Origin of the sequence: Streptomyces sp. NPDC051136, assembly GCF_044455745.1 — a bacterium.
Taxonomy (GTDB): domain Bacteria; phylum Actinomycetota; class Actinomycetes; order Streptomycetales; family Streptomycetaceae; genus Streptomyces.
The window spans coordinates 218,194-243,322 of the sequence record NZ_JBITFE010000013.1 but is presented as its reverse complement, the minus strand read 5'-3'; the positions used below and the strand labels follow the sequence as shown (position 1 = coordinate 243,322).

Below are 25,129 nucleotides of genomic sequence, written 5' to 3'. Positions count from 1 at the left end.
ACGGACCGGATTCAGTTCCTCCACCAACCGCTCGAACGGCACATCCTGATGAGCGAACGCAGCCAGACTCGTCTCACGAACCTGCACCACCAGATTATCGAAACGCGGGTCACCCGAAGTATCCGCACGCAGCACAAGAGTGTTGACGAAGAACCCGATGACGTCGGTCAGCTTCTCGTCGAGGCGCCCCGCGACAGGAGTGCCGACGGGGATGTCCGTGCCGGCGCCCAGGCGGGTGAGAAGTGCGGCGAGTGCGGCTTGCAGGACCATGAACAGGGTGGCCCCGCCGTCCCGGCCCACCTCTCGCAGCCGTTCCGTCACGGCGGCGTCGATCGTGTACGCGACTTGACCGCCACGTCCACTGCCCACCGCCTGGCGGGGACGGTCCCGCGGCAGTTCCAGTTCCTCCGGCAGGCCCGCCAGTGCCCCACGCCAGTAGGCCAGCTGAGCGCAGAGCACACTCTCCGGGTCGGACGCCTCACCCAGGAACTCCCGCTGCCACAGCGTGTAGTCGGCGTACTGCACCGGCAGCGGCTGCCACCCGGGCACACCCCCCGTCAACCTGGCCTGATAGGCAACCGCCACGTCCCGCGCCAACGGCGCCAGCGAAGAACCGTCGCCGGCGATGTGGTGCAACACCAGAACCAGCACGTGCTCCCGCTCGTCCAGGGAGAACAACCACGCCCGCAACGGCAGGTCGGCCGCGACGTCGAACGGCTCGACCGACGCGGCCGCCACCAGTGAGTCCACTTCCGAGGGGTCCGCGGTGCGGGTCACCAGGGGCGGCAGGGCCTGGGAGACGGGCACGATCTGCTGGACCACCACGCCTTCGATCTCGACATAGCGGGTGCGCAGCACCTCGTGCCGCTCGACCACGTCCGCCAGCGCGCCTCGCAGTGCCTCCGCGTCCACCGCACCGGTCAGACGCAGCACCATGGGAATGTTGTAGGCCGCACGGCTCTCACCGTCGAAGCGGTTCAGGAACCACAGCCGCGTCTGCGCGTACGACAACGGCAGCAGACGCGGCCGCCCGACACGCGTCAGCGGTCGGCGGGTCGAACCGGTCTCGCTCCCGCCCTCGTCCAGCCTTGCGGCAAGAGCCGCCACCGTGGGCACCTCGAACAACCAGCGGATCGGAACCTCCGCCGCGAACGCCTCCCGCACCCGGCTCACCACCCGCGTCGCCAGCAGGGAGTGACCGCCCAGCAGGAAGAAGTCGTCGTGGACACCGACCTCCTCCCGGCCCAGCACCTCGGCCCAGATCTCCGCCAGCCGCGCCTCCGTCCCCGTGCGGGGCGCCACGAACTCCACCCCGGCTCCGGTCTCGACTCCCTCCATCGCGGAGAGCGCGACCCGGTCCAGCTTGCCGTTGGCGGTGAGCGGCAGAGCCTCCAGCGCCACGTAGGAGGTGGGCACCATGTAGTCGGGCAGCAGGTCGCGCAGCGCGGCATGCCACTGGGCCGTCCGGGGACCGAGGTCACCGGACTCGGCGGTCCGCACGTAGGCCACGAGCCGGGTGTCACCGTCCCGTACCTGGGGCAGGACCGCGACGGCGTCCGATCCGGTGACCTGCTCGACGGCGGTCTCCACCTCGCCCAGTTCGATCCGGTAGCCGCGGATCTTGAGCTGGGTGTCCTTGCGGCCGAGGTACTCGATGACGAGGCCGTCCTCCGTGTCCCGGTAGCGTGCCAGGTCACCGGTGACGTAGAGGCGTTCGCCCGGCTCGATGGCCCAGGGGTTGGGGACGAAACGCTCGGCCGTGAGCCCCGGGCGGCCGAGGTAGCCGCGGGCCAGCCCGGTCCCGGCGGTGTACAGCATCCCCGGGACGCCGACCGGGACGGGATTGAAGGCGTCGTCCAGGATGTAGACCCGTGAGCCGGGGAACGGCAGCCCGATGGGCGAGTGGTGGCCTGCCGTCGTCGTGCCGCCGCGGTGGACGTGGTAGGTGGTGTCCACGGTGTCCTCGGCGAGCCCGTAGGAGTTGACGACCAGGGTGTCCGGGCCGGCCGCCTCCAGTGCCCGGTCCAGGTCGCCGCCGTAGACCGTGTCCGATCCGACGATCAGCACGTTCATGAAGCCGAGCGTCTCGCCGGACGCCTGGACGTGGTTCACCAGCCCGTTGAGGACCAGGGGCACGAATTCCGCGCAGTCCACTTCCTCACCGCGCATCAGGGCGAGCAGCTCGGCGGGCTGCAACAGCACGTCCCGGGAGCAGAGAACCAGTTTCGCCCCTGAGCACAGGGCGCGGACCACGTCTCCGACGAAGACGTCGAAGCCGAACGTGGCCATCTGGAGCACGGAGGAGACCCGGTCCCGGAGCCGATAGGCGTCCTCCCAGCCCAGGTACCGGTCGCGCAGGGAACCGTGGCTCACCATGACGCACTTGGGACGGCCCGTGGAGCCGGAGGTGTGCACCAGGTACGCCAGACCGGAGTCGGGCAGGGGCAGCTCGAGGTCGTCGGCGGGCAGCCGGTCGACAGCCTCCCGTTCGGTGTCCAGGTAGACGGTGGTGAGCGGTCCCCCGGGCACTCGGTCGCGGAACCCCTCCAGCGTGAGGATCACCGACACGCCGGCGTCCTCCACCACCCGCGCTCGGCGCTGCGGCGGGCCCACCGGGTCGAGGGCGACGTGCGCGCCACCGGCCTTCCACACCGCCAGTACGGCGACGATCAGGTCGGTGTTCCGGGCCAGCAGCAGACCGACGCGCGACTCCGGGCCGACGCATTCCTGCCGCAGTCGCCGGGCGAGCTGGTTGGCCCGCTCGTTGAGTTCCCGGTAGCCGGTCCGGCGGCCGTCGTGGGCCACGGCGACGCGGTCGGGCGTGGCCGCGGCCCGCGCCTCGAAGAGCTCCACGACACTGCCCGCGGCCGGGGTGGACGGCATCGGCGGCGCCGTGTGCCCCGCCCGCAGCAGCACGTCCCGCTCACCGTCGTCGACCAGGGAAACGTGCCGCAGGTCCTGCTCCTGGGAGGAGAGGAATGCGCGCAGCAGACGTCGGTAGAGGCCGGCCAGGCGGCGGACGGTCCGCTCGTCGAACAGGTCGGAGTTGTACTTGAAGTCGAGTGTCGATCCCTGGCTGATGGCTCGGACGTCCACCTCGAACTCGGTCGGCGTCCAGCGCCGCGCCGGGGTGATCACGTCGGTGGTCAGCCCCGGGAAGTGGGGGGCCTGCGTCTCCTGGTCGAGATTGAAGAGCGTGGGGAACAGCTGGGTGCGCGCCGCGTCGGTGCCGACGGGGATCCTGCCGCGCAGCGCGGAGATCGGGTGGCCGGAGTGGGCGTACGCCTCCAGCAGCGTCCGGTGGAGACCGGTGAGGAAGGCGGCGACGGACGTGCCCGGCCGGAAGGTGATGCGGACCGGGACCAGGTTGCTGCAGTTGCCGACCATCCTGTCCTCGCCCTCGCCCTCGCGCTGGGCGACGGGCACACCGATCACCAGGTCGTCCTGGCCGGTGACGCGGTGCAGCAGGGCGGCGTACGCGCCGAGCAGAACGGTGAACGGGGTGCTGCCGAGCTTCCGGGCCGTGGCGGCGACGCTCTCCGCCGTGCCGGGGTCGAGCGGCGTGCTCACCGTGCCGCCGCGGTAGGTCACGTGCGAGGGCCTCGGGCGGTCGGTGGGCAGTTGGAGGCCGGGCAGTCCGTCGGCGAAGCGGTCGAGCCAGTAGGCGTCGTCGGCCTGCCAGGATTCCGTGCCCACCCGTGCGCGCTGCCGCTCCACATAGGTGCGGTACCGGGGTGGGGGCGGCAGCGTGCGGCGCACCCCCTCGTGGCGGGCCGCGTAGAGCTCGCTGATCTCCGCGAGCAGCACCGCGAAGGACCAGCCGTCGATGACGGTGTGGTGGGCCGCCAGGTAGAGCTGGTGGTGGTCCTCGGCCAGGCGCAGTACCGCGGCGCGCATCAGCGGGCCGGCGGCCAGGTCGTAGGGGGCGTTCTCCTGCTCGTCCAGCCACCCGGCCGCCGATCGGTCCCGCGCGGCGCGGTCGGTGGCCGTGGACAGGTCGACCAGCGGCAGGTCCTCGGCGACGGCCGTGGCGGCACGCTGTTCGGTGCCGTCGGGCGAGAAGACGGTACGGAGCACCTCGTGCCGGCCGGCCACCTCGCGTACGCAGGCTCGCAGCGCGTCGAGGTCCAGCGTGCCGCGCAGGTCGAGCAGGAGGCTCTCGTTGTAGGCCCGTGACGGGTCTTCGCCCATCTGGTCCAGGACCCACAGTTCCTGCTGCACGACGCTGAGCGGGTATCCCTCGCCGCCGTCGGAGCGCACGGTGTCGTCGGAGCGCACGGTGTCGTCCCGGCCCGCGCCGGTCGTCGACGCTCCGGGGAAGAAGCCCGCCTCGCGCAGGTCGGAACCGACTCGCAGGACGGCCGCGATCACCGTGTCGACGTCGTCGTCGGTGTGGGCCGTGGACAGGAAGCAGTTGCGGCCCTCCCAGACGTACAGGCCCTCGTGCAGCAGGGCGGTGTGGAAGAGTTCGGTGACGTCGGGGCGGCGGGCGGCGACCGCGGGGAGCTTGAAGCGGAACAGTGATCCGAAGTGGACGACGCGGATGGGGACGCCGGACGCCTCGAAGCCCTCGTTGACCCGGTCGGCGAGCCTGCGCACCTTCCGGCTCACGCTCTCCTGGAGCCCGGGGCCGCGGCGCCGCAGTTCCCGCAGCACGGCCCGGCTCGCCGCCAGGGCGAGCGGGTGCTTGCAGAAGGTGCCGGTGAAGAACGTCTGGACGACGCCGGGCCGCGGGCCGTCGCCGAAGGCGTGGACGCCGCCGTCGATGGCGTCGAGGTAGTCGGCGGCGCCGGCGACGACACCGATGGGCAGACCTCCTCCGAGCACCTTTCCGTACGTGGTGATGTCGGCCTCGACGCCGAAGATCTCCCGCACGCCCCGGGGGTGCATGCGGAAGCCCGTGATGACCTCGTCGAACACCAGGGCCGTGCCGGCCTCGCGGGTGATCTCCCGCAGTTCCTCGAGGAAGGCGCGGGGCTGGAGGTCGGGGCGGCGGCTCTGCACCGGCTCGACGACGACCGCGGCCAGCTCGCCCGCCCGTTCCCGGATGGTGTCCAAGGACGCGGCCTCGCCGTACGGGAGCACGAGGACGTCCCGGCTCACGCCGTCGGTGATGCCCGGGGCCAGGGGCAGTGACTCGCCCAGGTCACTGGTCAGGTCGCGCTGGGCGAGGACGAGGTCGGACGAACCGTGGTACGCCCCTGCGAACAGGACGATCTTGCTGCGTCCGGTGACCGCGCGAGCCAGGCGGACGGCCGTCATCACGGCCTCGGAGCCGGTGTTGCAGAACGCGATGCGCTCGTTGCCCGTCATCTCGTGGATGAGCCGGGCCACCTCGGCGGCCAGTTCCGGCTGCGGGCCCAGCTGCATCCCCCGGTCGAGCTGTTCGGCTATCGCCTCTTTGATGAACGGCTCGTTGTGTCCGAAGAGGTTGACGCCGAAGCCCATGGCCACGTCGATGTACTCGTTGCCGTCGAGGTCCCAGACGCGGGAGCCGGAGGAACGGGTGACCGTGATCGGGTAGTGGGCCTGGCGCAGCAGTGTGTCGGTGCGCGGCGCGTGGCGTATGTCGGCGTTGTGACGGCGGTCGTGGAGATTGTGCTCCTTCGAGTTCCGGGTGCGCTCCACGTGGCGGCGGCTCAGGTCGTCCACGTAGCGCCGCTGGGAATCGGTCAGGGTCTCGGAGGACTCCCGGGTGCCGGCGCGGGCCGGCCGGAAGGGCACGTAGGTGTGCGCGGAGACGGCCGGGACGGCGCCGTTCGCGGGGGCCGGGGCAGCGGAGGCAACCGGCTGGCCGGCCGGTAACGACCGGTCCGCGGCTTCGAGAGGGGGCACGGTGGTTCCCGAGCCGCGCAGGAGGTCGTAGGCCTGGCTCATGACCTGGGCGTGGACGTCCAGGAACTTGCTCATGGCGCCCTCCGCCACGTTCCCCGCGTCGAGCGGCCGCGGCACGCCGGCCGGCGCGGCGGGGGCCTCCCGCCCGGCGACGGGCTGCGCCGCACCGGGGGCGGGCGCCGCGTGAGCGGTGGACGACAGGAACTCGGCCATGAGGCGGGGGGCGGCGTTGGTCCTTACGTAATCGGCCAGCAGCGAAAGGGTGTTGATCTCTTCGAAGAGGAGGTTCGTCGGCGGAGCCACCCCGAACGTGCGCCGGGTGTACTGCAGCATCTGCAGCAGCATCATGGAGTCGGTGCCGAGCTGCAGGAACGGCGTGTCCGGGTCGACCGGGGCATCCGTGCCGAGGAGTTTCGTGACGGTCCGTGAGAGGGAGGAGACGATCGGATCGTGGTTCTCGGCTCCGATGTGCGACGTGACTGCCACGGTCTCCGGTCCTTCACTCGTCGGGGTGTTCTGTCGCGGGGCGGGCGTCGGCGAGGCACCGGCGGGAAGCCAGACGTGTTTGTGCTGGAAGGGATAGGTCGGCACCGGCGTGCGCCGTCGTCCGTAGCCCTCGTCGAATCCCTTCCAGTCGACCGGGTGTCCCGCCGTGTACAGCTCGGCGACGCTCGCCGCCAGGACGGGCCAGTCCTCGTGCCCGCGCCGCAGGGACGGCAGCCGGCGCACCTGGGGCGTGTCGCGCCGGACGGCGCCGAGCAGCACGGGGTGGGGGCCGGTCTCCAGGAAGGTGGTGCAGCCGTCGCCGACCAGCCGGCGCACGCCCTCGGCGAAGCGGACCGTCTGCGTCAGATGCCGTTCCCAGTACGCGGCGTCCGGGCGGTGCGTGTCGTCGAAGGGCCGGCCGTCGAGGTCGCTGATGAGCGGGATGCGCGGCGCGTGGAACTCCATCCGCGCCAGGACGCGGGCGAAGGAGGCTCGGGCGGGTTCCATCATCGGGGAGTGGAAGGCGTGACTGCCGCTCAGCGGGTGGGTCACCACGTCGTGCTCCGTCATGTACCGCCGGAAGGCCTCGACGGCTTCGGCGGTTCCGGAGACCACGGTGTTGTCGTCCCCGTTCACCGCTGCGACGGCGACGGTGTGCCGGGGCGCGAGCCGGTCCACGGCCCCGAGGACCGTGGACTCGTCCGTGACCGCCAGAGCCATCGCACCGGCCTCGGTCAGTTCCTGGACGATGCGTCCTCTTTCCGCGGCGAGCCGCAGGCCGTCGTCGCGGCTGAAGACACCGGCGACGCTCGCCGCCACTAGCTCACCGACGCTGTGGCCGAGGAGCGCGCCGGGCTCGACGCCCCACGACCGCCACAGCTGCGCCATCGCGTACTCGACGGCGAAGAGGGCGGGTTGAGTGTTGCGGGTGTGGTGAAGGAGGTTCTCCGTCTCTTCCTCGTCGGGGAAGAGCAGTTCGCTCAGCGGAAGTTCCAGGTATTCGGCGAGGACCTCGCCGCACTCGATGATCTCCCGCCGGAACCGCGGGCTGGTCTCGAACAACTGCCGGGCCATGCCCGGGTACTGGGACCCCTGTCCCGTGAAGAGGAAGGCGAGTTCGCCGGACCCGGTGGCCCGGCTGCGGCCGGTGATCAGGCCGGGGCCGGTTCCGCCGGCGGCCAGTTGCTCCAGTGTGCGGCTCGCCTCCGCCACGGAGGAGGCGGTGATCACCGCCCGGTGCGTCAGCGGCGACCGCCCGGTGTTCGCCGAGTGGCAGATGTCGGCGAGACCGGAGTCGTCGCGGTCGGCGAGGTGTGCGGTGTACCGGCGTGCCAGAGCGGCGAGGGCCGGCTCGGTGGCCGCGCTCAGCGCCAGCAGGTGCAGTGGCCGGGCAGGACGGCGGCCCGGCGCGGTCGGGGGCGGGGGCGCCGGGGGCTCCTGGACGATCAGGTGGGCGTTGGTGCCGCCGAACCCGAACCCGCTGACCCCGGCCGTGCGCGGGCGCGGTCCTGCCTCCCAGGGCGTCAGCCGCGTCGGGACGGTGAGGCCGGCCGTCTCGCCGATGGCGGGATTGAGGCGCTTGAGGTGCAGGTGGGGGGCGATCCGGCCGTGCTGCAGCATCAGGACGACCTTGATCAGGCCCGCGATGCCCGCCGCCGCCTCGGCGTGGCCGATGTTCGTCTTCACGGAGCCGATCGCCACCGGCCGACCGGTGCGCCGGGACGTCGCGAGGACGGCGGACAAGGAGCGGATCTCCACCGGATCACCCAGAGGTGTGCCGGTGCCATGGGCCTCGACGTAGTCGATCTCGTCGGCCGTGACCCCCGCGTCGTCCAGGGCGTCTCGTACGACCGCCTGCTGTGCCGGGCCGCTCGGCGCCGTCAGTCCGTTGCTCCGCCCGTCCTGGTTCACGGCCGATCCGCGGATCACGGCGAGGATCGGGTCGCCGTCGCGTCGCGCGGCGGCGAGTGTCTTCAGCACCACGACACCGCAGCCCTCGGCCCGCCCGTACCCGTCGGCCGAGGCGTCGAAGGTCTTGCAGCGCCCGTCCGGCGCCAGCATGCCCGCCTGCGTGAAGATGTCGGTGGCGTGCGGTCGCAGCAGCAGGTTCACACCGCCGGCCAGGGCCGTCGTGCTCTCACCGGAGCGAAGGCTGCGGCACGCCTGGTGGACGGCGACGAGCGACGACGAGCAGGCGGTGTCGACCGCGAGACTGGGGCCCTTGGTGTCCAGGACGTACGACAGCCGGTTCGCGGCCACGCTCAGCGCCTGGCCCGTACCGCTGTACATGCTCGGCGCCTCCTGGAGGCGCCCGTAGTCGCTGTGGCTGATGCCGACGAAGACACCGGTGCGGGTGCCCGCGAGGTCGGACGGCGCGATGCCGCTGGCCTCGACGGCCTCCCAGGCCGTCTCCAGCAGCAGACGCTGCTGCGGGTCGGCGTAGGAGGCCTCCAGCGGGGAGACGGAGAACAGGTCGGCGTCGAAGCCGGTGACGTCGTGCAGCAGCCCGTGCGGCAGGTGGTCGCCCAGCAGTTCGCGGCGCTCGGTGCCGTCCCCGACCGCGTCCCGGCCCTCCCTGAGCAGGTCCCAGAAGGCCTCACTGTTCTCCGCTCCGGGGAAACGGCAGCTCAGCCCGATGATCGCGATCGGTTCTCCGCCGGTCTGCTGTCCGGCCCGCGGGGCCGGGGCGGCGTCGTCCGCGGCTCCGGCGAGATGGCGGGCCAGCGCGCGGGGCGTCGGATGCTCCCAGAGCACGGCGGGCGAGAGGTCTTCACCGAGCCACTCCCGCAGCTCGCCGACGACGACCACGGCGTCCTTCGAGGAGAGCCCGAGGTCCGCCAGCGGCTGCCGGGCGTCGAGCTGCTCCGGCCGCTCGCCGGACGGGCCGGCCAGGCGCTGAAGAATCCATTCTTCAATCCGCGCCGCCCGGACATCGGCGGGTACGTCGGCATCCGCGGACGACCGTGCCGCACGCTGTTCGCGTTCCGGGATCTCGCTGTGCTCAGGCAAAGCACGCCCCCCAAGAAATCAGGTCAATGACCTGATGCGCTGTATGCCGTTCATGTCACGGCTGTGAATTCCCCGGTTATTTCGGGTCCGGCCGCTCGTCATGGTGAGCGGCGTGCGCGGATATCCGGCTCCGGCGCGACTTCGGCTATGCGCCGGCGCGCTGCTGTCCTCGGTTCAGCGTCTTCGATCGATCACTGAGAGACCGTAACCGAGCACTCACACGATCGGAATTTTTTAAAATTGAACTAGTGGCCGGAAGGTGAGGGAGCGCCACCCCGGCGAGAAGTGATCCGGCTGGTCGGGACGAGGGCCCTCACTGATCAAAGTGGCCGAACTGACCCCCCGTATCTGGCCGGAGCGCGAAATTCCGCAATGGTGCCGCGCATTGACGGTCCCCGGGACCGGCTCGTCCGTGGGGCGCCACCCCTGGCTCTCCCTGGCTGGCGCCCCACGGCCGGTCAGGCACGCAGCCGGGCCATCCACGCCTCGATCTCGTCCGCCCGGCGCGGGAGGGCGGCCGAGAGGTTCTCGTTGCCGTCCTCGGTGACGAGGATGTCGTCCTCGATGCGCACGCCGATGCCCCGGTACTCCTCCGGCACCGTCAGGTCGTCCGGCTGGAAGTAGAGGCCGGGCTCCACGGTCAGGCACATGCCCGGCTCCAGCAGGCCGTCGACGTACGCCTCCGTCCGGGCCGCGGCGCAGTCGTGCACGTCCAGGCCGAGCATGTGGCCGGTGCCGTGCATGGTCCAGCGCCGCTGCAGTCCCAGCTCCAGCACCTTCTCCACGGTCAGGTCGCCGAGCAGGCCCCACTCGACGAGCCGGACGGCGAGGGCGCGCTGGGCCGCGTCGTGGTAGTCCCGGTACGCGGCACCCGGCCCGACGGCCGCGATCCCGGCCTCCTGCGCCTCCAGCACCGCGTCGTAGATCCTGCGCTGGACGGGCGAGAACCGGCCGCTGACCGGCAGGGTCCGGGTGATGTCGGCGGTGTAGAGGTTGCGGGTCTCCACACCGGCGTCGAGCAGCAGCAGATCGCCGTCGCGCACCGCACCGTCGTTGCGCATCCAGTGGATGGTGGTGGCGTGCGGTCCGGCGGCGGCGATCGTGTTGTAGCCGACGTCGTTCCCCTCGACCCGGGCCCGCAGGAAGAACGTGCCCTCGATGTACCGCTCCGACGTGGCCCGTGCCTGGCCGAGGGAGCGCACGACGTCCTCGAAGCCCCGTGCGGTGGCCTCGCAGGCGAAGCGCAGATCGGCGATCTCGAAGTCGTCCTTCACCCGGCGCATCTCGGAGAGGAAGACCCGGAACTCCTCGTCGCGCTCCGCGGTGACCTTGTCCCTGAGCGCCTCCTCGACACCGGCGTCGTGGCCCCGCAGCAGACGAACCGGGCCCGTGCCCTCCTCCAACGTGCCCGCCAGGGCGCGCACGTCACCGCAGGCCAGACCGAGCAGCCGCTGGTTCTCGCCGAGGCTGTTGCGGCGCCCGTCCCACAGCTCGCCCCGGTCGGAGAGCCAGAACTCGCCGTCGGCCCGGTCGGAGCGCGGGAGCAGGAAGACGGTCGCCTCGTGTCCGCCTTCCGCCCGCGGCTCCAGGACCAGGACGCCGTTCTCCGACTGGTCACCCGTCAGGTACACGTAGTCGGAGGAGGGACGGAACCGGTAGACCATGTCGTTGGCGCGCGTCTTCAGGGTCCCGGCCGGGACGACCAGGCGCTCCCCGGGGAAACGGGCGGACAGTTCGGTCCGGCGGCGGGCGGTGTGCCCCGCCTGGGGGATCGGCCGCAGGTCCGGCCGCTCGGTGTCGGCCCAGCCCCGGCTCATGTTCGCGGCGAGTTCCTCACTCACCTCGTGGTACAGACCGTTCTTCCGCTGCGGGGGTTCCTGGCCAGCCCCTCGGTCGTCCGGTTCCTGGGTCGCGAGCGTCCGCTCGGTCACGCCGCCTCCTGGTTGTCGCGCCGGCCGCCTCCGGGGTGCGGAGGGCGGGCCGCCTTGCCGAAGAAAGCGCGAATAATACTCCGCCCGAAATGACACTCTCACGACAGGACAAGGCGTTTTGACCGATGTAAATGGAGGAGGGGGTCTTCACACAGCCGAATACGACCGTTGACACGCTGTGAACGGCAGACCTAGCATGACGGACCGTTACGTATGGCCGGTCGAACGGGGGTTCAGGCCACCGGCACTCACTGAGGTTTCCGATCGCTCCACCGATCAGGTTATCCACCCCGGAAACCCGGGTTGTTTCAGCGTCATTTTTCTGCAGCCACGGGAGAAATGTGTCCGGAAGTGCGTCGCCGTCGAATTCCGGCCTGGGTACCTATCTCCGGCTCATGAGGGCTCCCGGTGCCGCCTCGCTGGCGTTCTGGGGCATGGTCGGCCGCTTTCCGATCGCCATGCGCTCCATCGGCTGCCTCATGCTGGTATCCGCCGTCACCGGTTCGCTGGGGGACGCAGGTCTGGTGGCGGCGGCGATGCTGGTCTCCCAGGGAGTGGCCGCCCCGTTCCTCGGGCGCCTGGCCGACCGGCACAGCCAGCGCAGGGTGCTGCTCGGCGCCTGTCTCGGACACGCGGTCGGCATGGCCCTGCTCCTGCTCGCGGTCGGTCTGGAGCTGCCGCTCGGGATGATGGTCGCCGCCGCCGTACTCACCGGTTGCACCTCCGTGTCGTTCACCGGTTTCATGCGGGCGCGCTGGGCGTCGTTCGTGGACCAGCGCACGCTGCGCACCGCGTACGCCATGGAGTCCATGCTCGATGACACGATCTTCCTGCTCGGGCCCCTGCTGGTCACCGTGCTGAGTTCGTCGGTGCACCCGGCGGGAGGGCTGGTCGCCTGCGCGGTCCTGACCGTGACCGGATCGGTCTTCGTGGCACTGCACCGACGGTCCGAACCGGCCGGCGCCCAGCGGCCGGGCGAGCGTCCGCGGCGGGCGATCGGGGTGCCCGCGGTCTGGGTGCTGATGATCACCTACGCCGGGATGGGTTTCCTGTTCGGCGCGATCGACGTCACGATGATCGCGTTCGCCGAGGAGCGGTCCGCGTCCGGGCTCGCCGGTGTGCTGCTGGCGCTGATCGCGGTGGGCAGCCTCTTCGCCGGGATCGCGTACGGTGCCGTCGACTGGCGGGTGTCGCAGGTCACGCTGCTCGTGATCACCACGTCCGTGCTGATGCTCAGCGCGGTCCCGCTGGCCTTCGCGGGCTCCCTCCCGGTGATGGCGGTCCTGGCGGTCGTCGCGGGCGTCGCGGTCTCGCCCGCGCTGATCGCGGGCAGCACGCTCCTCGAATCGGTGGCTCCCAAGGGAGCCCTGTCCGAGGCCTTCTCATGGCTCAACAGCTTCGGCGCGATGGGCATCGCGTCGGGTACGGCCGTCGGCGGCCGCCTCGCCGACGCGGGTACGTCCGCGCACGCCGCGTGGGCCGGGGCGGCCGGCGGTCTCGTCGCCCTGGTACTGAGCCTCGTCGGGCAGCCGGTGCTGCGCGCAGGCAGGCCGGCCGCGCGGCCGGCACCGGACATGACAGCAGCAGAACACTGAGGAACGAGGACAGAGTTGTGACGACAGCGCATCCTGTGTCCGGGCGAGAAGCCCTCGGGGGCCTACCGGTTCCCCGCATCTCGTTCGACGAGTTCCTGGCCTTCGGGCGGGAGGCCCTCATCCGGGCCGACGTCCCCGTGGTCATCACCTTGCCGAAGGGAATCCAGGGTCTGGGCCGTGACGGTGTGGCCGAGCGCCTCGGCGACATGAGGGTCACCCTCTTCACCGAGCCGGGCGACAAGCAGAACTCGCAGCGGTGGACCACGCGCGAGATCAGGCTCCGGGAGTTCTTCGAGGACGACCGGTACATGAACGACCCCCGCACCTGGAACCGCATCGTGTCGAACTTCCGCAACAGCCCCGCCGACGTCAACGCCGTCCTGGGCTTCGACGCGGGCAGGCTCTTCGACTACCGCGGCCCGATGAACGCCGCCAACCTGTGGATCAGCCACAAGGGCGTGTTCACCCAGAGCCACTTCGACGAGCTGGAGAACTTCAACGTCTGCCTGGAGGGCAGCAAGCGGTTCGTGCTGGCCCCGCCGGGGTTCTGGGAGTACTACCCGCGGTCGCTGCGGCGCGGGTTCGGCGACAAGTCGAAGGTCTTCGACTTCGACGACGTGGACTGGGCCCGCTACCCGAAGCTCGCCGCCAAACTCGCCCAGCGGCGCGAACTGATCCTGCGGCCCGGCGAGATGCTCTACCTGCCGCTCGGCTGGTGGCACCAGGCCGAGTCGCTGGACGACATGAACATCAACATGAACTTCTGGCTGCGCGACCCGAAGATATTCCGCCGCCCCTACGTGCTCGGGGTGGCGGTCTACACCGCCGTCTACCGGAAGCTCAAGGGCGTCTACAACTACGAACCGGCGGACACCACCTCATGACCGAGCCCAGGACCATCACCCCGGCCCACCAGTACCGCAACAACGACAAGCTGATCGGCATCGGCAACGAGTTCTGGGACATGTCGGAGCACCACGGCCTGGCGGGCATCGTGGCCGACTACGACACCGGGACGGGCGTCCTGCGCACCCGGGACGGCCACGAGACCCTTCCCGAGGGCCACGAGTTCGTCAACTTCAGCTGCTGCTCGTACCTGGACCTCGACTCCCACCCCGCGGTGATCGAGGGCGCGGTCCGGGCGCTGCGCCGCTACGGCGTCCTCGACCACTGCATCGCACGCAGCCGCGTCCAGATTCCGGCCATGCTGGAGCTGGAGACCTCCCTCGGTGAGCTGTTCGACGCCCAGGTCGTGTGCTCCATCGCGGCCAGCACCGCCACCTTCGGGCTGCTGCCACTGATCGCCTCAGGGCATCTGGGCGACGGCGTCCGCCCTTTGATGATCTTCGACAAGAACGCCCACGTGTCGATGGCGAACGTCAAGCCGGTCTGCGCCGACGAGACCGAGGTGGTCACCTCCCGCCACCACGACCTCGACTTCATCGAGGACATGTGCCGGAAGTACGACCGGGTGGCCTACGTCTGCGACGGCAGCGACAGTCTGGGCGGCTACGCCCCGGTCAAGGAGCTGGCGGAACTGCAGGACCGGTACGGCCTGCTGGTCTACTACGACGATTCGCACTCGCTGTCGGCCTACGGCGAGCGCGGCATCGGCTACGTCCGCACCCACAACCCGGCCCGCAACGACCGCACGATCACGGTGGTCACGCTGAACAAGGCCTACGGCACGAGCGGCGCGGCGATCGTGCTCGACGGGCAGTCCCGCAAGACACTGCGCGTCGTCGAACGGTTCGGCGGCGCCCTGAACTACTCCCAGCTGCTGGACACCGCCTCGGTCGGCGCCGGCCTCGCCTCGGCCGAGATCCACCGGACCGACGAGCTGACCACGCTGCAGAATCGTCTCTACCGCAACATCGAGCTCTTCGACTCCCTGGTCCACACCGACCAGAGCAACGGCACCTTCCCGATCCGGCTGGTCCCGATGAGCGACACCACGGTCATCGAGGCGGGCCGGCGCATCATCGAGGCCGGGTTCTACGTGTCCCCGGTGTTCTTCCCGATCGTCGCGCGCGGCACGGCGGGCCTGCGCGTCATGATGCGAGCCGGCCAGAGCGAACAGCAGATCCGCGACCTGGGCAAGGTGCTCGTCGAGGCCGGCGCACGCCCGGCCGCTCCGGCCGCCGGGGCACCCCGGTGACCGGCACGGGCCGGGCCGTCCCCCGCAGCCTCCTGTACACGCCGGCGCTCCGGCTCGACCAGGTCGTCAGAGCCTGGTCGTACGACGCCGACCTCCATGTGATGGATCTGGAGGACGCGGTGCCGCCACGACGGAAGGCGGCGGCCCGGGACGTGTGCCGGGCGGCCCTGGAGAAGGCTCCCGAACCGGCCAACGTCGCGGTGCGCGTCAACGCGCTGGGCACCCTGGATGCGGTCCACGATCTGCTGCTGCTCGCCGAGTGCCCGGTCAAGCCGGGCTTCGTGGTGATGACCATGGTCGACTCCGCGGTCGAGGTGACGCTGCTGCGGGACACCCTCGCCTCGGCCGGCGTCCGGCCGGAGATCTACGTGACCGTGGAGACACCCGCGGCCCTCGCCCACATCGACGCGATCGCCGAGGCCGCCGACGGTCTGATACTCGGCTCCGCCGACCTGGCGGCCACGATGGGGGTGGAGATCACCTGGGCGAACATGCTCCCCGCGCGGCAGGCCATGGCCCTGGCGAGCGCCCGGCACGGTGCGGCCTGTGTCGACACCGCCAATTTCCGTCTCGGTGATCCCGCGGCGCTGGCCGAGGAGATCGCCCGGGCCGGCGAGCTGGGCTTCCTGGGCAAGGTGACCGTACACCCGGCCGAACTGGACGCGATCAACCGCGCGTTGCGGCCCCAGCCGGCGGAACTGCACCGCGCGCGACGCGTCACCGAGGCGGTGGAGGCCGCCGACGGCGGTGTCGCCCTCCTGGACGGAAGCATGGTCGGTCCGCCGTTCGCCCGCCGGGCCCGGGCCACCGTGACGCTCGGGGACGCATGGGCGCAGCGTTTCGGGCGCCGGGCCGGCGGCGTGTGGAGCGAGCTGGAGGAGGCCGCCGATGACCGTCGTTGAGGACGCCGCGGGTGCCGGTACGGGCCGCGTGCGACCGGTGTCGGTCGCCGTGATCGGCACCGGGGCCATCGGCCAGGACCTGGTCGCCAAAGTGCACCGCTCCGCGTTCCTGACGTGCGACCTGGTGGCCGGACGCAACCCCGGCTCCGCCGGACTCCGCCACGCCGCCGCGCTGGGCTGCCCCACGTCGGCGGACGGCATCGACGCGGTCCTCGCTGCACCACGGGCGTTCGACGTGGTCTTCGACGCCACCAGCGCCATGGCGCACGCCGAGCACTGGCGTCTGCTCGAACCACTGGGCGCCCTGGTGATCGACATGACGCCCAGCAGGATCGGGCAGATGGTGGTACCGACCGTCACCGGTCTGCAGCCCCCGGCCGTGCGGAACGTGAACCTGATCAGCTGCGGCGGCCAGGCTTCGGTGCCGATCGCCCACGCCCTCGCGCAGCGCTTCGACGTGGAGTACATCGAGGTGGTCTCGACCGTGGCCTCCACCATCGCGGGCCGGGCGACCCGGCTGAACCTCGACGAGTACGTGACCACCACACAGCACGCGGTCACCTCGTTCTCCGGGGTCGGTGACACCAAGGCGGTGCTCAACATCAGCCCCGCCGTGCCTCCGGCCCCGTTCCGGACGGCCGTCCACGCGATCGCCCCCGGAGCCGATGCCGAGCAGGTGCGCGCCGTCGTCGCCGCGGCGGCGGAGCGGGTCCGCGCCGCGCAACCCGGCTACCGGGCCGTCGCCTGCTCGGTGAACGGCGACCGGATCACCGTCTCCCTGGAAGTCGTCGCCGACAGCGAGGTACTGCCGCCGTACGCCGGCAACCTGGACATCATCAACTCCGCGGCCGTCATGGTGGCCGAACAGCACGCCGTCCGGCTCGCCGCGGCTGCTCGGACGGGGGCGGGCCGATGACCGACGTGACGATCCACGACCCGACGCTGCGCGACGGCCAGCACGCGGTACGGCACCGGCTCGACGCCGCCGCGCTGCGCGGGTACGCCGAGGCGGCCGACGCCGCGGGCATCCCGGTGGTGGAGGTGGGCCACGGCAACGGCCTGGGCGCCTCCTCGTTGCAGGTCGGACGGGCCGCCGTCAGCGACGACGAGATGCTGTCGACCGTACGGGAGGCGCTGACCCGCAGCCGGATGGGCGTCTTCATGCTGCCCGGCTGGGGCACCTCCGCCGATCTGCGCAAGGCGATCTCGCACGGCGCCGACGTTCTGCGTATCGGAGTGCACTGCACCGAGACCTCGCTGGCCGAGCGCCACCTCGAGTTCGTGCGGTCCGAGGGCGCGCAGGCGCACTGCGTGCTCATGATGAGCCACATGGCGACACCGGCCGAGCTGGCCGAGCACGCGGCGAAGACCGTGGAGTACGGGGCGCAGGGGGTCGGCATCATGGACTCCGCCGGCCATTTCCTGCCCGCCGACGTCACCGAGCGGATCGGTGCCATCGCCGCGGCCGTCGACGTGCCGGTGATCTTCCACGGCCACAACAACCTCGGCATGGCCGTCGCCAACTCCGTCGCCGCCGCGGAAGGGGGCGCGACCATCATCGACGGCTGCGCCCGCGGCTTCGGCGCCGGGGCGGGCAACACGCAGCTGGAGGTGCTCGTTCCGGTGCTGGAGCGCACCGGTTACCGGACGGGGATCGACCTCTACCGGCTGCTCGACGCCGCCGAGTTCGCGGAGTGGAAGCTCATGCCCGCGCCGCCGGTCACCGGTTCGCTGAGCATCGTCAGCGGTCTGGCCGGGGTCTTCTCCGGTTTCAAGCACCACGTGCTGGACCAGGCGGAGCGCGCCGGGGTCGATCCGCGGGACGTGTTCTTCGAACTCGGAAGACGCCAGGCCGTGGCGGGCCAGGAGGACCTGATCGTCGACGTCGTCGCCGAGTTGAGCACCCGCGGCAAGGACGTGGTTTCGTGAGAGTACCGATGATCACGGCCGAGGACATGGCCGGGGACGAGCGTCTGCTGCGGGTGGTCGACGCGCTGGCCGAGGCCCTGGCCGACCTCTCGGCGGGCCGGACCTCCTCTCCGCCGCGGACGGTCGTCCAGCACGGACCGCAGCGGGAACTGTTGGCCGGCACGGCGGTCTGGGCCGGACGCGGAGCGGGCACGGTGAAGATCACCTCGCTCACCCCGGACAACCGGGACCGCGGTCTTCCCCTGATTCACGGCCTCGTGGTGCTCACCGACCTCGAAACCGGGCGCATCACGGCGCTGCTGGACGGCGCCGAACTGACCGCGCTGCGCACCGGCGCGGTCGCGGCTCTCGCGACCCGCCTGTGCTCCCCGCCGGACGCCGGCGACCTGGCCCTCGTCGGGGCCGGCGTGCAGGCGCGTGCGCTGGTGCGGGCGGTGTCGGCGGTCCGGCCGGTCCGCTCGGTGCGGGTGTACTCCCGCACCCGTGCCCGTACGGAGGCGTTCGCCCGGTGGGTGCGCGACACCGCGGGTCCCGGGGTGCGGGTCGCGGTCTGCGACACGGCCCGGGACGCCGTGCGGGACGCCGGGATCATCTGCACGGCGACCTCCACCGACGACGACGAACCGCTGTTGGCGGCCGACTGGGTGGCCCCCGGGGCACACGTCAACGTGATCGGCGGCACGCACGAAGACGCCGTCGAGATCCAACCCGCCCTGCTCGCGGACGCGTTGGTCGTGGTCGAGGAACGGGCGGCGGCGGTCGCCGAGGCGGGCGAGGTGCGGGCCGCACTCGCCGCGGGGCTGCTGCGCGAGGATCAGCTGACCGAACTGGGCACGCTGACGGGCCCCGGAGCCCGCCCGGACGTCAGCCGTACCTCGGTGTTCCGCGGCGTCGGCATGGCCATCGAGGACACGGCCGCGGCCGCGGCCCTCTACGAGGCCTCGTGCGGCTGAGGGGCGGTCGGCTCGGAGGGCTGCTCCCGCGCCTCGCGGCAGCGGACCATGAAGGAGCGCTCGAAGACGATCACCGGTTCCCCGGACGACTTCCGTCCCGTCGTCTCCACCGTGATGATGCCCTGGCCCGGACGGGACCTGGACAGCCGCTTGTGCAGGATCCGGCTCTCGGCGTACAGCGTGTCACCCACGTACACCGGGTCCTTCAGACGGACCTTGTCCCATCCGAGGTTGGCCACCGCCCGCGCGGACAGGGCCTGCACCGTCATGCCGCCGACCAGGCAGAGAGTGATGCCGCTGTTGACGAGCACCCGCCCGTACTCGGCGCCCTCGCCGTAGGCACGGTCGAAGTGCAACGGGTGCTGGTTCATGGTGAGCAGGGTCAGCCAGGTGTTGTCGGTCTCGGTGATGGTCCTGCCCGGCCAGTGCCTGATCAGCATCCCGGGGGCGAAGTCCTCGTAGTCCCCGCCGTGTTCCTCCACGTACTCGCCGTCCCCGACGCGGCGCAGCGTCATGCGTAGATCCCCCTTGCACGTCACGGTAGCCGAAAGCTGCGACGACCGTACGCCATCCACCGCCGGGGCGCAGCCCGCCGCGGATCCGGCCCACCAGGCCGCGACACGCCCGAGAGGGCAGGAGAAGGAGAGCCGCCCGATGAGCTCAGCCGTGGAGACCGGCAGGCGGGCACCGTCAGGCCACCCGTGGTTCGGCGACCGGCACGTCGTCCCGCCCGCCGTGCCTCCGGCCGTGATCCGCCGGATGCTGGACCACGAGATACGGGACACCGGCTGGCCCTACCAGCGGCTGCTCCCCGCCGCCCCCTTCGTGCTGCCGCACGCGTCCTGTGCGGAGCTGTTCCGGGTGACCGCGGCGCTGCTCGACCTGGTGCGCCGCACCGCGCTGGAAACGGCGCCCACCACCCGGGGGCGGCTGGCCGCGTACCGGATGCCCGAGAGCGAGCACCAGCTCTTCATGACCGACCAGTTCACCGAGGAGCGCTACGCGGACTGCGTGACCCGGCCGGACGTCGTCGTCGGCCCGGACGGCCCGCGGTTCGTGGAGTTCAACGTCAGCGGCGCCCTCGGTGGCCCGGTCGAGGTGCGCTCCCGCATGGCGGTCTGGCGCGCCCTGTACGCCGACGACCAGGGACGGCTGCCGTTCACCAGCCCGGACCCCTTCGCGGTACGCGCCGAGATGTTCCGCGGCCTGTGTGCCGAGCTGGGCGTCGCCCCCCGTGTCGCGGTCCTCGGCAGCGCGCGCGACCAGGGCGGCTCCACCCGGTACTTCGACATGCAGACCGAGTACTTCGCCGGCCGGGGGCTGGCCGCCCGCTTCTTCGAGCCGGAGGATCTCCACGAGGCCTGGGACTGCCCCCCGCACCTGCGCTACCGGGTGGGGCTGAGGGACTTCACCATTCCGGACTGGCTCGAACTGGGCATCGACACCGCTCCCGTGCAGGACGCCCTGAATCACGGCTGCCTGCTGGTGGGCACCCAGACGTCCACGTTCCTGTCCAGCAAGCTCACCCTGGGCTTCCTGTCGGAGGGACGTCCCTGGATGAGCGCCGCCGAACAGCACCTGGTCGAACAGTACGTTCCGTGGACCCGGGTGCTGTCCCACCGCTTCACGCACCGGGCCGGTCGCAAGGTGGACCTCGTGCCGTACGCCGTGGCCAACCGCGAGCTGCTCGTCCTCAAGGCGGGCATCGGAATGAGCGGCAAGCAGGTCGCCATCGGCCGCGAGCAGTCTCCCCGGCAGTGGGAGTCGGCGGTGGTCGCCGCCGCGGAGTCGGGAACGAGTGTCGTGCAGGACTTCGTCTCGCCGCGCACCTGCCCGCTGTACCTGGCCGCCGACGGCGCGGCGGAGCCTCACCTCGCCCAGGTGGCGCCCGTCCTCGGCCCTCTCCTCTTCGGCGGCCGGCCGGCCGGGATACTGGCCCGTTTCTTCGGCGACGGCTCGTCCGGCGTGGTCACCGTCCACGGCACCAACAGCTCCGACAACTGCGTCGCGGCAGTCTGACGGAAGGAACCGGTCCCGTCATCGGGTTCCCTGCGCACGATCGCACCCGTCCGCATGGAAACGGGTCGGTGGAGCACACCTTCAGCATGGGAACAGTGGTGCACGTCCCGCAGACGAGGGACATGATCGGTGACGAGTTGTCCGGGGACGAAGCATGGGCCGCGCTGCGCCGCTACGGGGGGCGCCGGCTGGTGACCGACGCGTTCCTGCGCTTCCGGTACGCCGACGGGTTCAGCTTCGCGCGCGCCCTCGCCTTCCAGTTGGTCATCGGGATGGTGCCGCTCGCCATCGCCCTGGTGGGGGTCTCCGCGGCCATCCACACGGAAAGCGTCGGACGGCTTATCGAACTGACCTTGGGCGAGATCGTTCCGTCGGCCAGCGCCGAGCTCGTGCGTGAGGGACTGCGGGCAACCCGCACGCATGCCGACGCCGATGCGGCGGGCACCGTGGCCATGTGGCTGGGCCTCGGTTTCGCCGTCCTGAACCTCGCCTCGGCGATGGGCCAGATCGAGCGGGGGTGCAACCGCATCTACGGCATCGAACGTGACCGGCCGTTCCTGGAGAAGTACGCCCGCAGCCTGCTGTTGGCGGTCGGTGCCGGTGGGCCGCTGGTGCTGGGCTTTCTCGTGACGGTGGCCGGCGGGGCGGTGGGCAGGGCGGTGGCGGAGGTGTTCGGCCGGCACGGGGCGTGGCTGAGCTGGTGGGAGTGGGGGAAGGTCCCGGTGGGCGTGGCACTCGCCTGCGTGGCGTCGGCCGTCGTCCTGCGCTGGGCGCCCCGGCGCGCCCAACCGGGGTACACCTGGCTGGTGTTCGGCTCCGCCGTACAGCTCGTCCTGTGGATCACGGCTACCTGGCTGCTGGCGCTCTATGTCGCGTACAGCGGGTCCTTCGGTTCGCTGTACGGGCCGCTGACCGCCCTGATGGCCCTGTTCCTGTGGGCCAACCTGGCCGGCGTGGCGCTCTTCCTGGGCGTGGCCTTCGCAGCCCAGCTGGAGGCCGCCCGAGCCGGCATCACCGGACCCGTGCTTCCGGATCCGGGCTCCGGCCCCCGGCCCGGCGACCGACCGTCCCCGCAGCCGATGGACGGGGACGGGGGCTAGTGGATCGGTTCGGAAGGTGGGCCCGCCCGCTGCCGCACACGCGTACACACTCGCGGTCGTGGCCGCGCGACCACGCGTACGACGCTCGCGTCACGGAACCCGTGGGGGGCATCCGAGATGCGCGCTCAGGTGACACGGGACGTCGTGGAGCCCCTGGCGCCGGGCCCTTCCCCTGTCCCGGCGGGACACCCGTCCCGCTCTGCCCGCGGCAGAACAGCGGCCGGAGGGGGCTCGCCGATCGCTACAGTCCCGTCTCATGACGAAGATCACGACGCGTACGGTCGAGTACCCGGCCGACGGTCTGACGATGATCGGGCACCTCGCACTCCCGGCCGGCGCCGACCGCCGGCCCGCGGTGCTGCTCGGGCCGGAGGGCATGGGGCTGAGCGACGTCGAGCGCGGCCGGGCCGAGGCTCTCGCCGAGCTGGGATACGTGACGCTGGCCTTCGACCTGCACGGTGGGCGCTATCTGAGTGACCCCGAGGCGATGCTGGCCCGTTGCATGCCCCTGCTCGCCAGTCCCGACCGGATGCGGGGCATCGGTCACGCGGCGCTCGACGTGTTGCGCGCCGAGCCACGGACCGACCCCGACCGGATCGCCGCCGTCGGCTACGGCACCGGGGGCGCCGTCGGGCTGGAACTCGGGCGCGACGGCGTCAACCTGCGCGCGATCGGGACGGTCAACGCCCTGACCACGGGCCGGCCGGGCGAGGCCGCGCGCATTCGCTGCCCGGTGTGGGCCGGGGTCGGGTCGGAAGATCCGATCATGCCGCCCGCGCAACGGAGCGCGTTCACCGCCGAGATGCAGGCCGCGGGCGTCGACTGGCGCCTCGTGGTCTACGGCGGCGCCCTGCACGCCTTCCACCACCCGCCGGTCGACCACCCCGTGGTGCGCGGCGTCGGATACCACGCACGGCACGCGCGGCGAGCCTGGCGCGACGTCGTCGGCCTGCTCGCCGAGTGCCTGACCCCGACGTCGTGATCCGGTCGGGCGCCGGCGGTCCCGAGCCGCGGGCCACGCCTCGCCCGACCTGGCCAGGATCTGTCCCTCGTCCTTCAACACCTGGCCTACGCGTGGCCCTTGCCCCGATTGGCGTTGAAGCGCGCCTTCTTCTGCCGATTTCCGCATGTGTTCATGTCGCACCACCTGCGGGTGCGGCTTCGGCTGGTGTCGAAGAAGGCGGCTCGGCATGTCGGTGACGCGCACAGGGCCAGTTTTCCGTCTCGTTCCCCGGCGATGATGCTGATCGCGTCGGCGGCGATCACGCCGAGGGCGTCTTCCACGCGGTCGGTCGAGACGAGTTGCCACTCCCGCGTGCCTTCAGGCGTCAGGGTGGCCGCCGCCCGCCCTCGGGAGCTGCAGTCGTTGATGACCCGGACGGCGGCCGCGGGGAGGGGCGCCTGAAGCGCGGACGCCGTCGCGGCGGCGTGGATCGACTCCCTCAGTTGCCGGGCCCGTTCCAGCTGGGCGGTGGTGCACGAGTCCACGGTGAGGCCGAACACCGTCAGCCAGTCGACGAGTCGCTGCGGTGTGGGGATGCGCTCCACGGCATCGCCGTGCCGCTCCGACAGGGTCCCCGTGAAGCTGGTCGCCAGCACGGTGCCGAGGCGGAAGTCAGGGAATTCCGAACGCATGGAACCACCATAGCCGGTTGCGCGCTCACGGGAGGACCTAGTAGAACCGTCATTGCCGGTTCACTACAGGTTGCAGTGCAAGCGACGGCCAGGAGGCCCCATGCCCCGCCCCACCAGCACCGTGCAGGCTTTCGAAGCTCACGCGACGGAGGCCGACCTCGACGACCTGCGTGCGCGGCTGGCCGCGGCGCGGTTGCCGGAGGCCGAGACCGTTCACGGCGCCCCGGCCGGCCCCGGGCGGTGGGCACAGGGCGTTCCGCTCGCCGACCTCACCGACCTCGCGGAGTACTGGCGTACCGGGTACGACTGGCGGACGTTCGAGGAGCACCTCAACCAGATCGGCCAGTTCCGCACGACCATCGACGGCCTGGGGATCCACTTCCTGCATCGCCGATCGGCGCGGGCCGACGCCACTCCGCTCCTTCTCACGCACGGCTGGCCGGACAGCGTCGCCCGGTTCAGCCACCTGGTGGAGGAACTGGCGGATCCGAAGCACGAGGACACGCCGGCCTTCCACGTCGTGGTCCCGTCGCTGCCGGGGTTCGGCTACAGCGACAAGCCCGCCACCGCCGGCTGGGGAACCGAGAAGATCGCGGCCGCCTGGGTGGAACTGATGGGCAGGCTCGGCTACCGGCGGTTCCTCGCTCACGGCGGCGACTGGGGAGGCAATGTCACCACGGTCCTCGCGGGCAGGTTCCCGGCCAACGTCCTCGGCATCCACACCACCTTCGCCGAGGGCCCGCCCGGGCTGACGACGGCGGGACTGACGGCGACGGAGCGCCGATGGGCCGAGGAGACCCGCGGCTTCTGGCGCCACCGCGCCGCGTACGCGAAGCAGCAGGCGACCCGACCGCAGACCATCGGCTATTCGCTCGTCGACTCACCGGTCGGGCTCCTCGCCTGGATCGTCGACAAGTTCGCCGAATGGTCGGACACCCGGGACACCCCGTTCGAAACCATCTCCAGGGACCGCATCCTCGACAACGTCACGCTGTACTGGCTGACGCGCAGCGGAGCGTCCGCCGCCCGCATCTACTACGAGAGCCACAACTCGCTGGACCCCGAACTCCGGGTCGACGTCCCGTCAGCGATCACCGCTTATCCCCACGACGTCGAGAAGTGCCCGCGCCCCTGGGCGGAGCAGCGCTACCGACGGATCGTCCGTTGGGGCCTGCCCGACAAGGGGGGTCATTTCCCGTCGCTGGAGGTTCCCGCACGCTTCGTCGAGGACCTGCGCGAAGGTCTCGCAGCGGTGCTCAGCGCCAACCGCTGAACCCGGCGGCGGCGTCACGGGCACTCCGGCACGGCGGCATCAGCCTCCTGGCGTTGCCGAGACGGAAGCGAGAGCCCCGCGCCGCCGCGTGGCGAGCCGTTCGGCCTCCGCGTGCCACCAGGCGGGCGGAGGCGGGCCGGTGACGCGGGCGGTCGGCTGGTCCGGGCAGCCCCGACCGGTGCAGGGCGTCGGGGCGGACGCGGACCTCGGCCGGCACTGCCTGGCGCCTGCCTCGACGTGGAGGCCGGGGCGCCGGAGGAGGTGACGGGAGATCAGATCGCCCTCGTCCGCACCATTGACGCGG

At 71.4% G+C, this 25,129-nt stretch carries 15 protein-coding genes; 11 read left to right on the top strand and 4 right to left on the bottom strand.

What is annotated here, in order from left to right:
- Together ACIBCJ_RS32380 and ACIBCJ_RS32375 are read right to left on the bottom strand one after the other, a co-directional pair.
- Positions 1-9,330: amino acid adenylation domain-containing protein (locus ACIBCJ_RS32380; protein ID WP_399284043.1), on the bottom strand; the 9,330-nt coding region annotated here is incomplete at its 3' end.
- Positions 9,331-9,788: 458 nt separating this feature from the next.
- Positions 9,789-11,261 carry an aminopeptidase P family protein gene (locus ACIBCJ_RS32375; protein ID WP_365981194.1) on the bottom strand — a complete coding sequence of 491 codons (1,473 nt, stop codon included), beginning with the start codon at positions 11,259-11,261 and terminating at the stop codon, positions 9,789-9,791.
- A gap of 395 nt (positions 11,262-11,656) precedes the next feature.
- Here ACIBCJ_RS32375 and ACIBCJ_RS32370 point away from each other — a divergent pair, with 395 nt between their 5' ends.
- Genes ACIBCJ_RS32370 through ACIBCJ_RS32340 form a run of 7 tightly spaced genes read left to right on the top strand, consistent with a single transcriptional unit; the run spans position 11,657 to position 18,798 of the window.
- Positions 11,657-12,856, top strand: a complete 1,200-nt coding sequence (locus ACIBCJ_RS32370) for an MFS transporter (protein ID WP_365981195.1) — start codon at positions 11,657-11,659, stop codon at positions 12,854-12,856.
- 17 nt (positions 12,857-12,873) lie between these two features.
- The gene (locus ACIBCJ_RS32365) at positions 12,874-13,740 is read left to right on the top strand and encodes a cupin-like domain-containing protein (protein WP_393529698.1); all 867 of its coding nucleotides are present in this window, start codon (positions 12,874-12,876) and stop codon (positions 13,738-13,740) included.
- Entirely contained in the window at positions 13,737-15,014 is a 1,278-nt protein-coding gene (locus tag ACIBCJ_RS32360) for an aminotransferase class I/II-fold pyridoxal phosphate-dependent enzyme (RefSeq protein ID WP_362103409.1), read from the top strand. The genes ACIBCJ_RS32365 and ACIBCJ_RS32360 overlap by 4 nt, the downstream gene beginning before the upstream one ends.
- The gene (locus ACIBCJ_RS32355) at positions 15,011-15,916 is read left to right on the top strand and encodes an aldolase/citrate lyase family protein (protein WP_365981196.1); all 906 of its coding nucleotides are present in this window, start codon (positions 15,011-15,013) and stop codon (positions 15,914-15,916) included. The genes ACIBCJ_RS32360 and ACIBCJ_RS32355 overlap by 4 nt, the downstream gene beginning before the upstream one ends.
- Complete coding sequence (locus ACIBCJ_RS32350; protein WP_365981197.1) at positions 15,903-16,832, top strand: acetaldehyde dehydrogenase (acetylating); 930 nt, start codon at positions 15,903-15,905, stop codon at positions 16,830-16,832. The genes ACIBCJ_RS32355 and ACIBCJ_RS32350 overlap by 14 nt, the downstream gene beginning before the upstream one ends.
- Positions 16,829-17,845 (top strand): 4-hydroxy-2-oxovalerate aldolase, encoded by a 1,017-nt coding sequence (gene dmpG, locus ACIBCJ_RS32345; protein ID WP_362103406.1) that lies wholly within the window; start codon positions 16,829-16,831, stop codon positions 17,843-17,845. Before ACIBCJ_RS32350 ends, dmpG begins: the two co-directional genes overlap by 4 nt.
- Complete coding sequence (locus ACIBCJ_RS32340) at positions 17,842-18,798, top strand: ornithine cyclodeaminase family protein (RefSeq protein ID WP_365981198.1); 957 nt, start codon at positions 17,842-17,844, stop codon at positions 18,796-18,798. The genes dmpG and ACIBCJ_RS32340 overlap by 4 nt, the downstream gene beginning before the upstream one ends.
- Here ACIBCJ_RS32340 and ACIBCJ_RS32335 read toward each other — a convergent pair.
- On the bottom strand, positions 18,777-19,313 hold the full coding sequence (locus ACIBCJ_RS32335; protein ID WP_365981199.1) for a MaoC family dehydratase: 537 nt from the start codon (positions 19,311-19,313) through the stop codon (positions 18,777-18,779). The genes ACIBCJ_RS32340 and ACIBCJ_RS32335 overlap by 22 nt on opposite strands.
- A 139-nt stretch (positions 19,314-19,452) precedes the next feature.
- Between ACIBCJ_RS32335 and ACIBCJ_RS32330 the strand changes: the two genes are divergently transcribed.
- The 3 genes from ACIBCJ_RS32330 (at position 19,453) to ACIBCJ_RS32320 (ending at position 22,899) form a co-directional block, all read left to right on the top strand.
- Complete coding sequence (locus ACIBCJ_RS32330; protein ID WP_362103403.1) at positions 19,453-20,817, top strand: hypothetical protein; 1,365 nt, start codon at positions 19,453-19,455, stop codon at positions 20,815-20,817.
- 86 nt (positions 20,818-20,903) lie between these two features.
- On the top strand, positions 20,904-21,917 hold the full coding sequence (locus ACIBCJ_RS32325; RefSeq protein WP_365981308.1) for a YihY/virulence factor BrkB family protein: 1,014 nt from the start codon (positions 20,904-20,906) through the stop codon (positions 21,915-21,917).
- Between the two features lie 256 nt (positions 21,918-22,173).
- Positions 22,174-22,899: a dienelactone hydrolase family protein gene (locus ACIBCJ_RS32320; RefSeq protein ID WP_365981200.1), complete on the top strand. Its 726-nt coding sequence runs from the start codon at positions 22,174-22,176 to the stop codon at positions 22,897-22,899.
- Between the two features lie 86 nt (positions 22,900-22,985).
- Here ACIBCJ_RS32320 and ACIBCJ_RS32315 read toward each other — a convergent pair whose 3' ends face one another.
- Positions 22,986-23,552, bottom strand: coding sequence for a CGNR zinc finger domain-containing protein (locus tag ACIBCJ_RS32315; protein WP_365981201.1), 567 nt, complete (start codon positions 23,550-23,552; stop codon positions 22,986-22,988).
- Positions 23,553-23,652: 100 nt separating this feature from the next.
- Here ACIBCJ_RS32315 and ACIBCJ_RS32310 point away from each other — a divergent pair, with 100 nt between their 5' ends.
- Positions 23,653-24,825, top strand: coding sequence for an epoxide hydrolase family protein (locus ACIBCJ_RS32310; protein ID WP_365981202.1), 1,173 nt, complete (start codon positions 23,653-23,655; stop codon positions 24,823-24,825).
- Positions 24,826-25,129 lie beyond the last annotated feature (304 nt).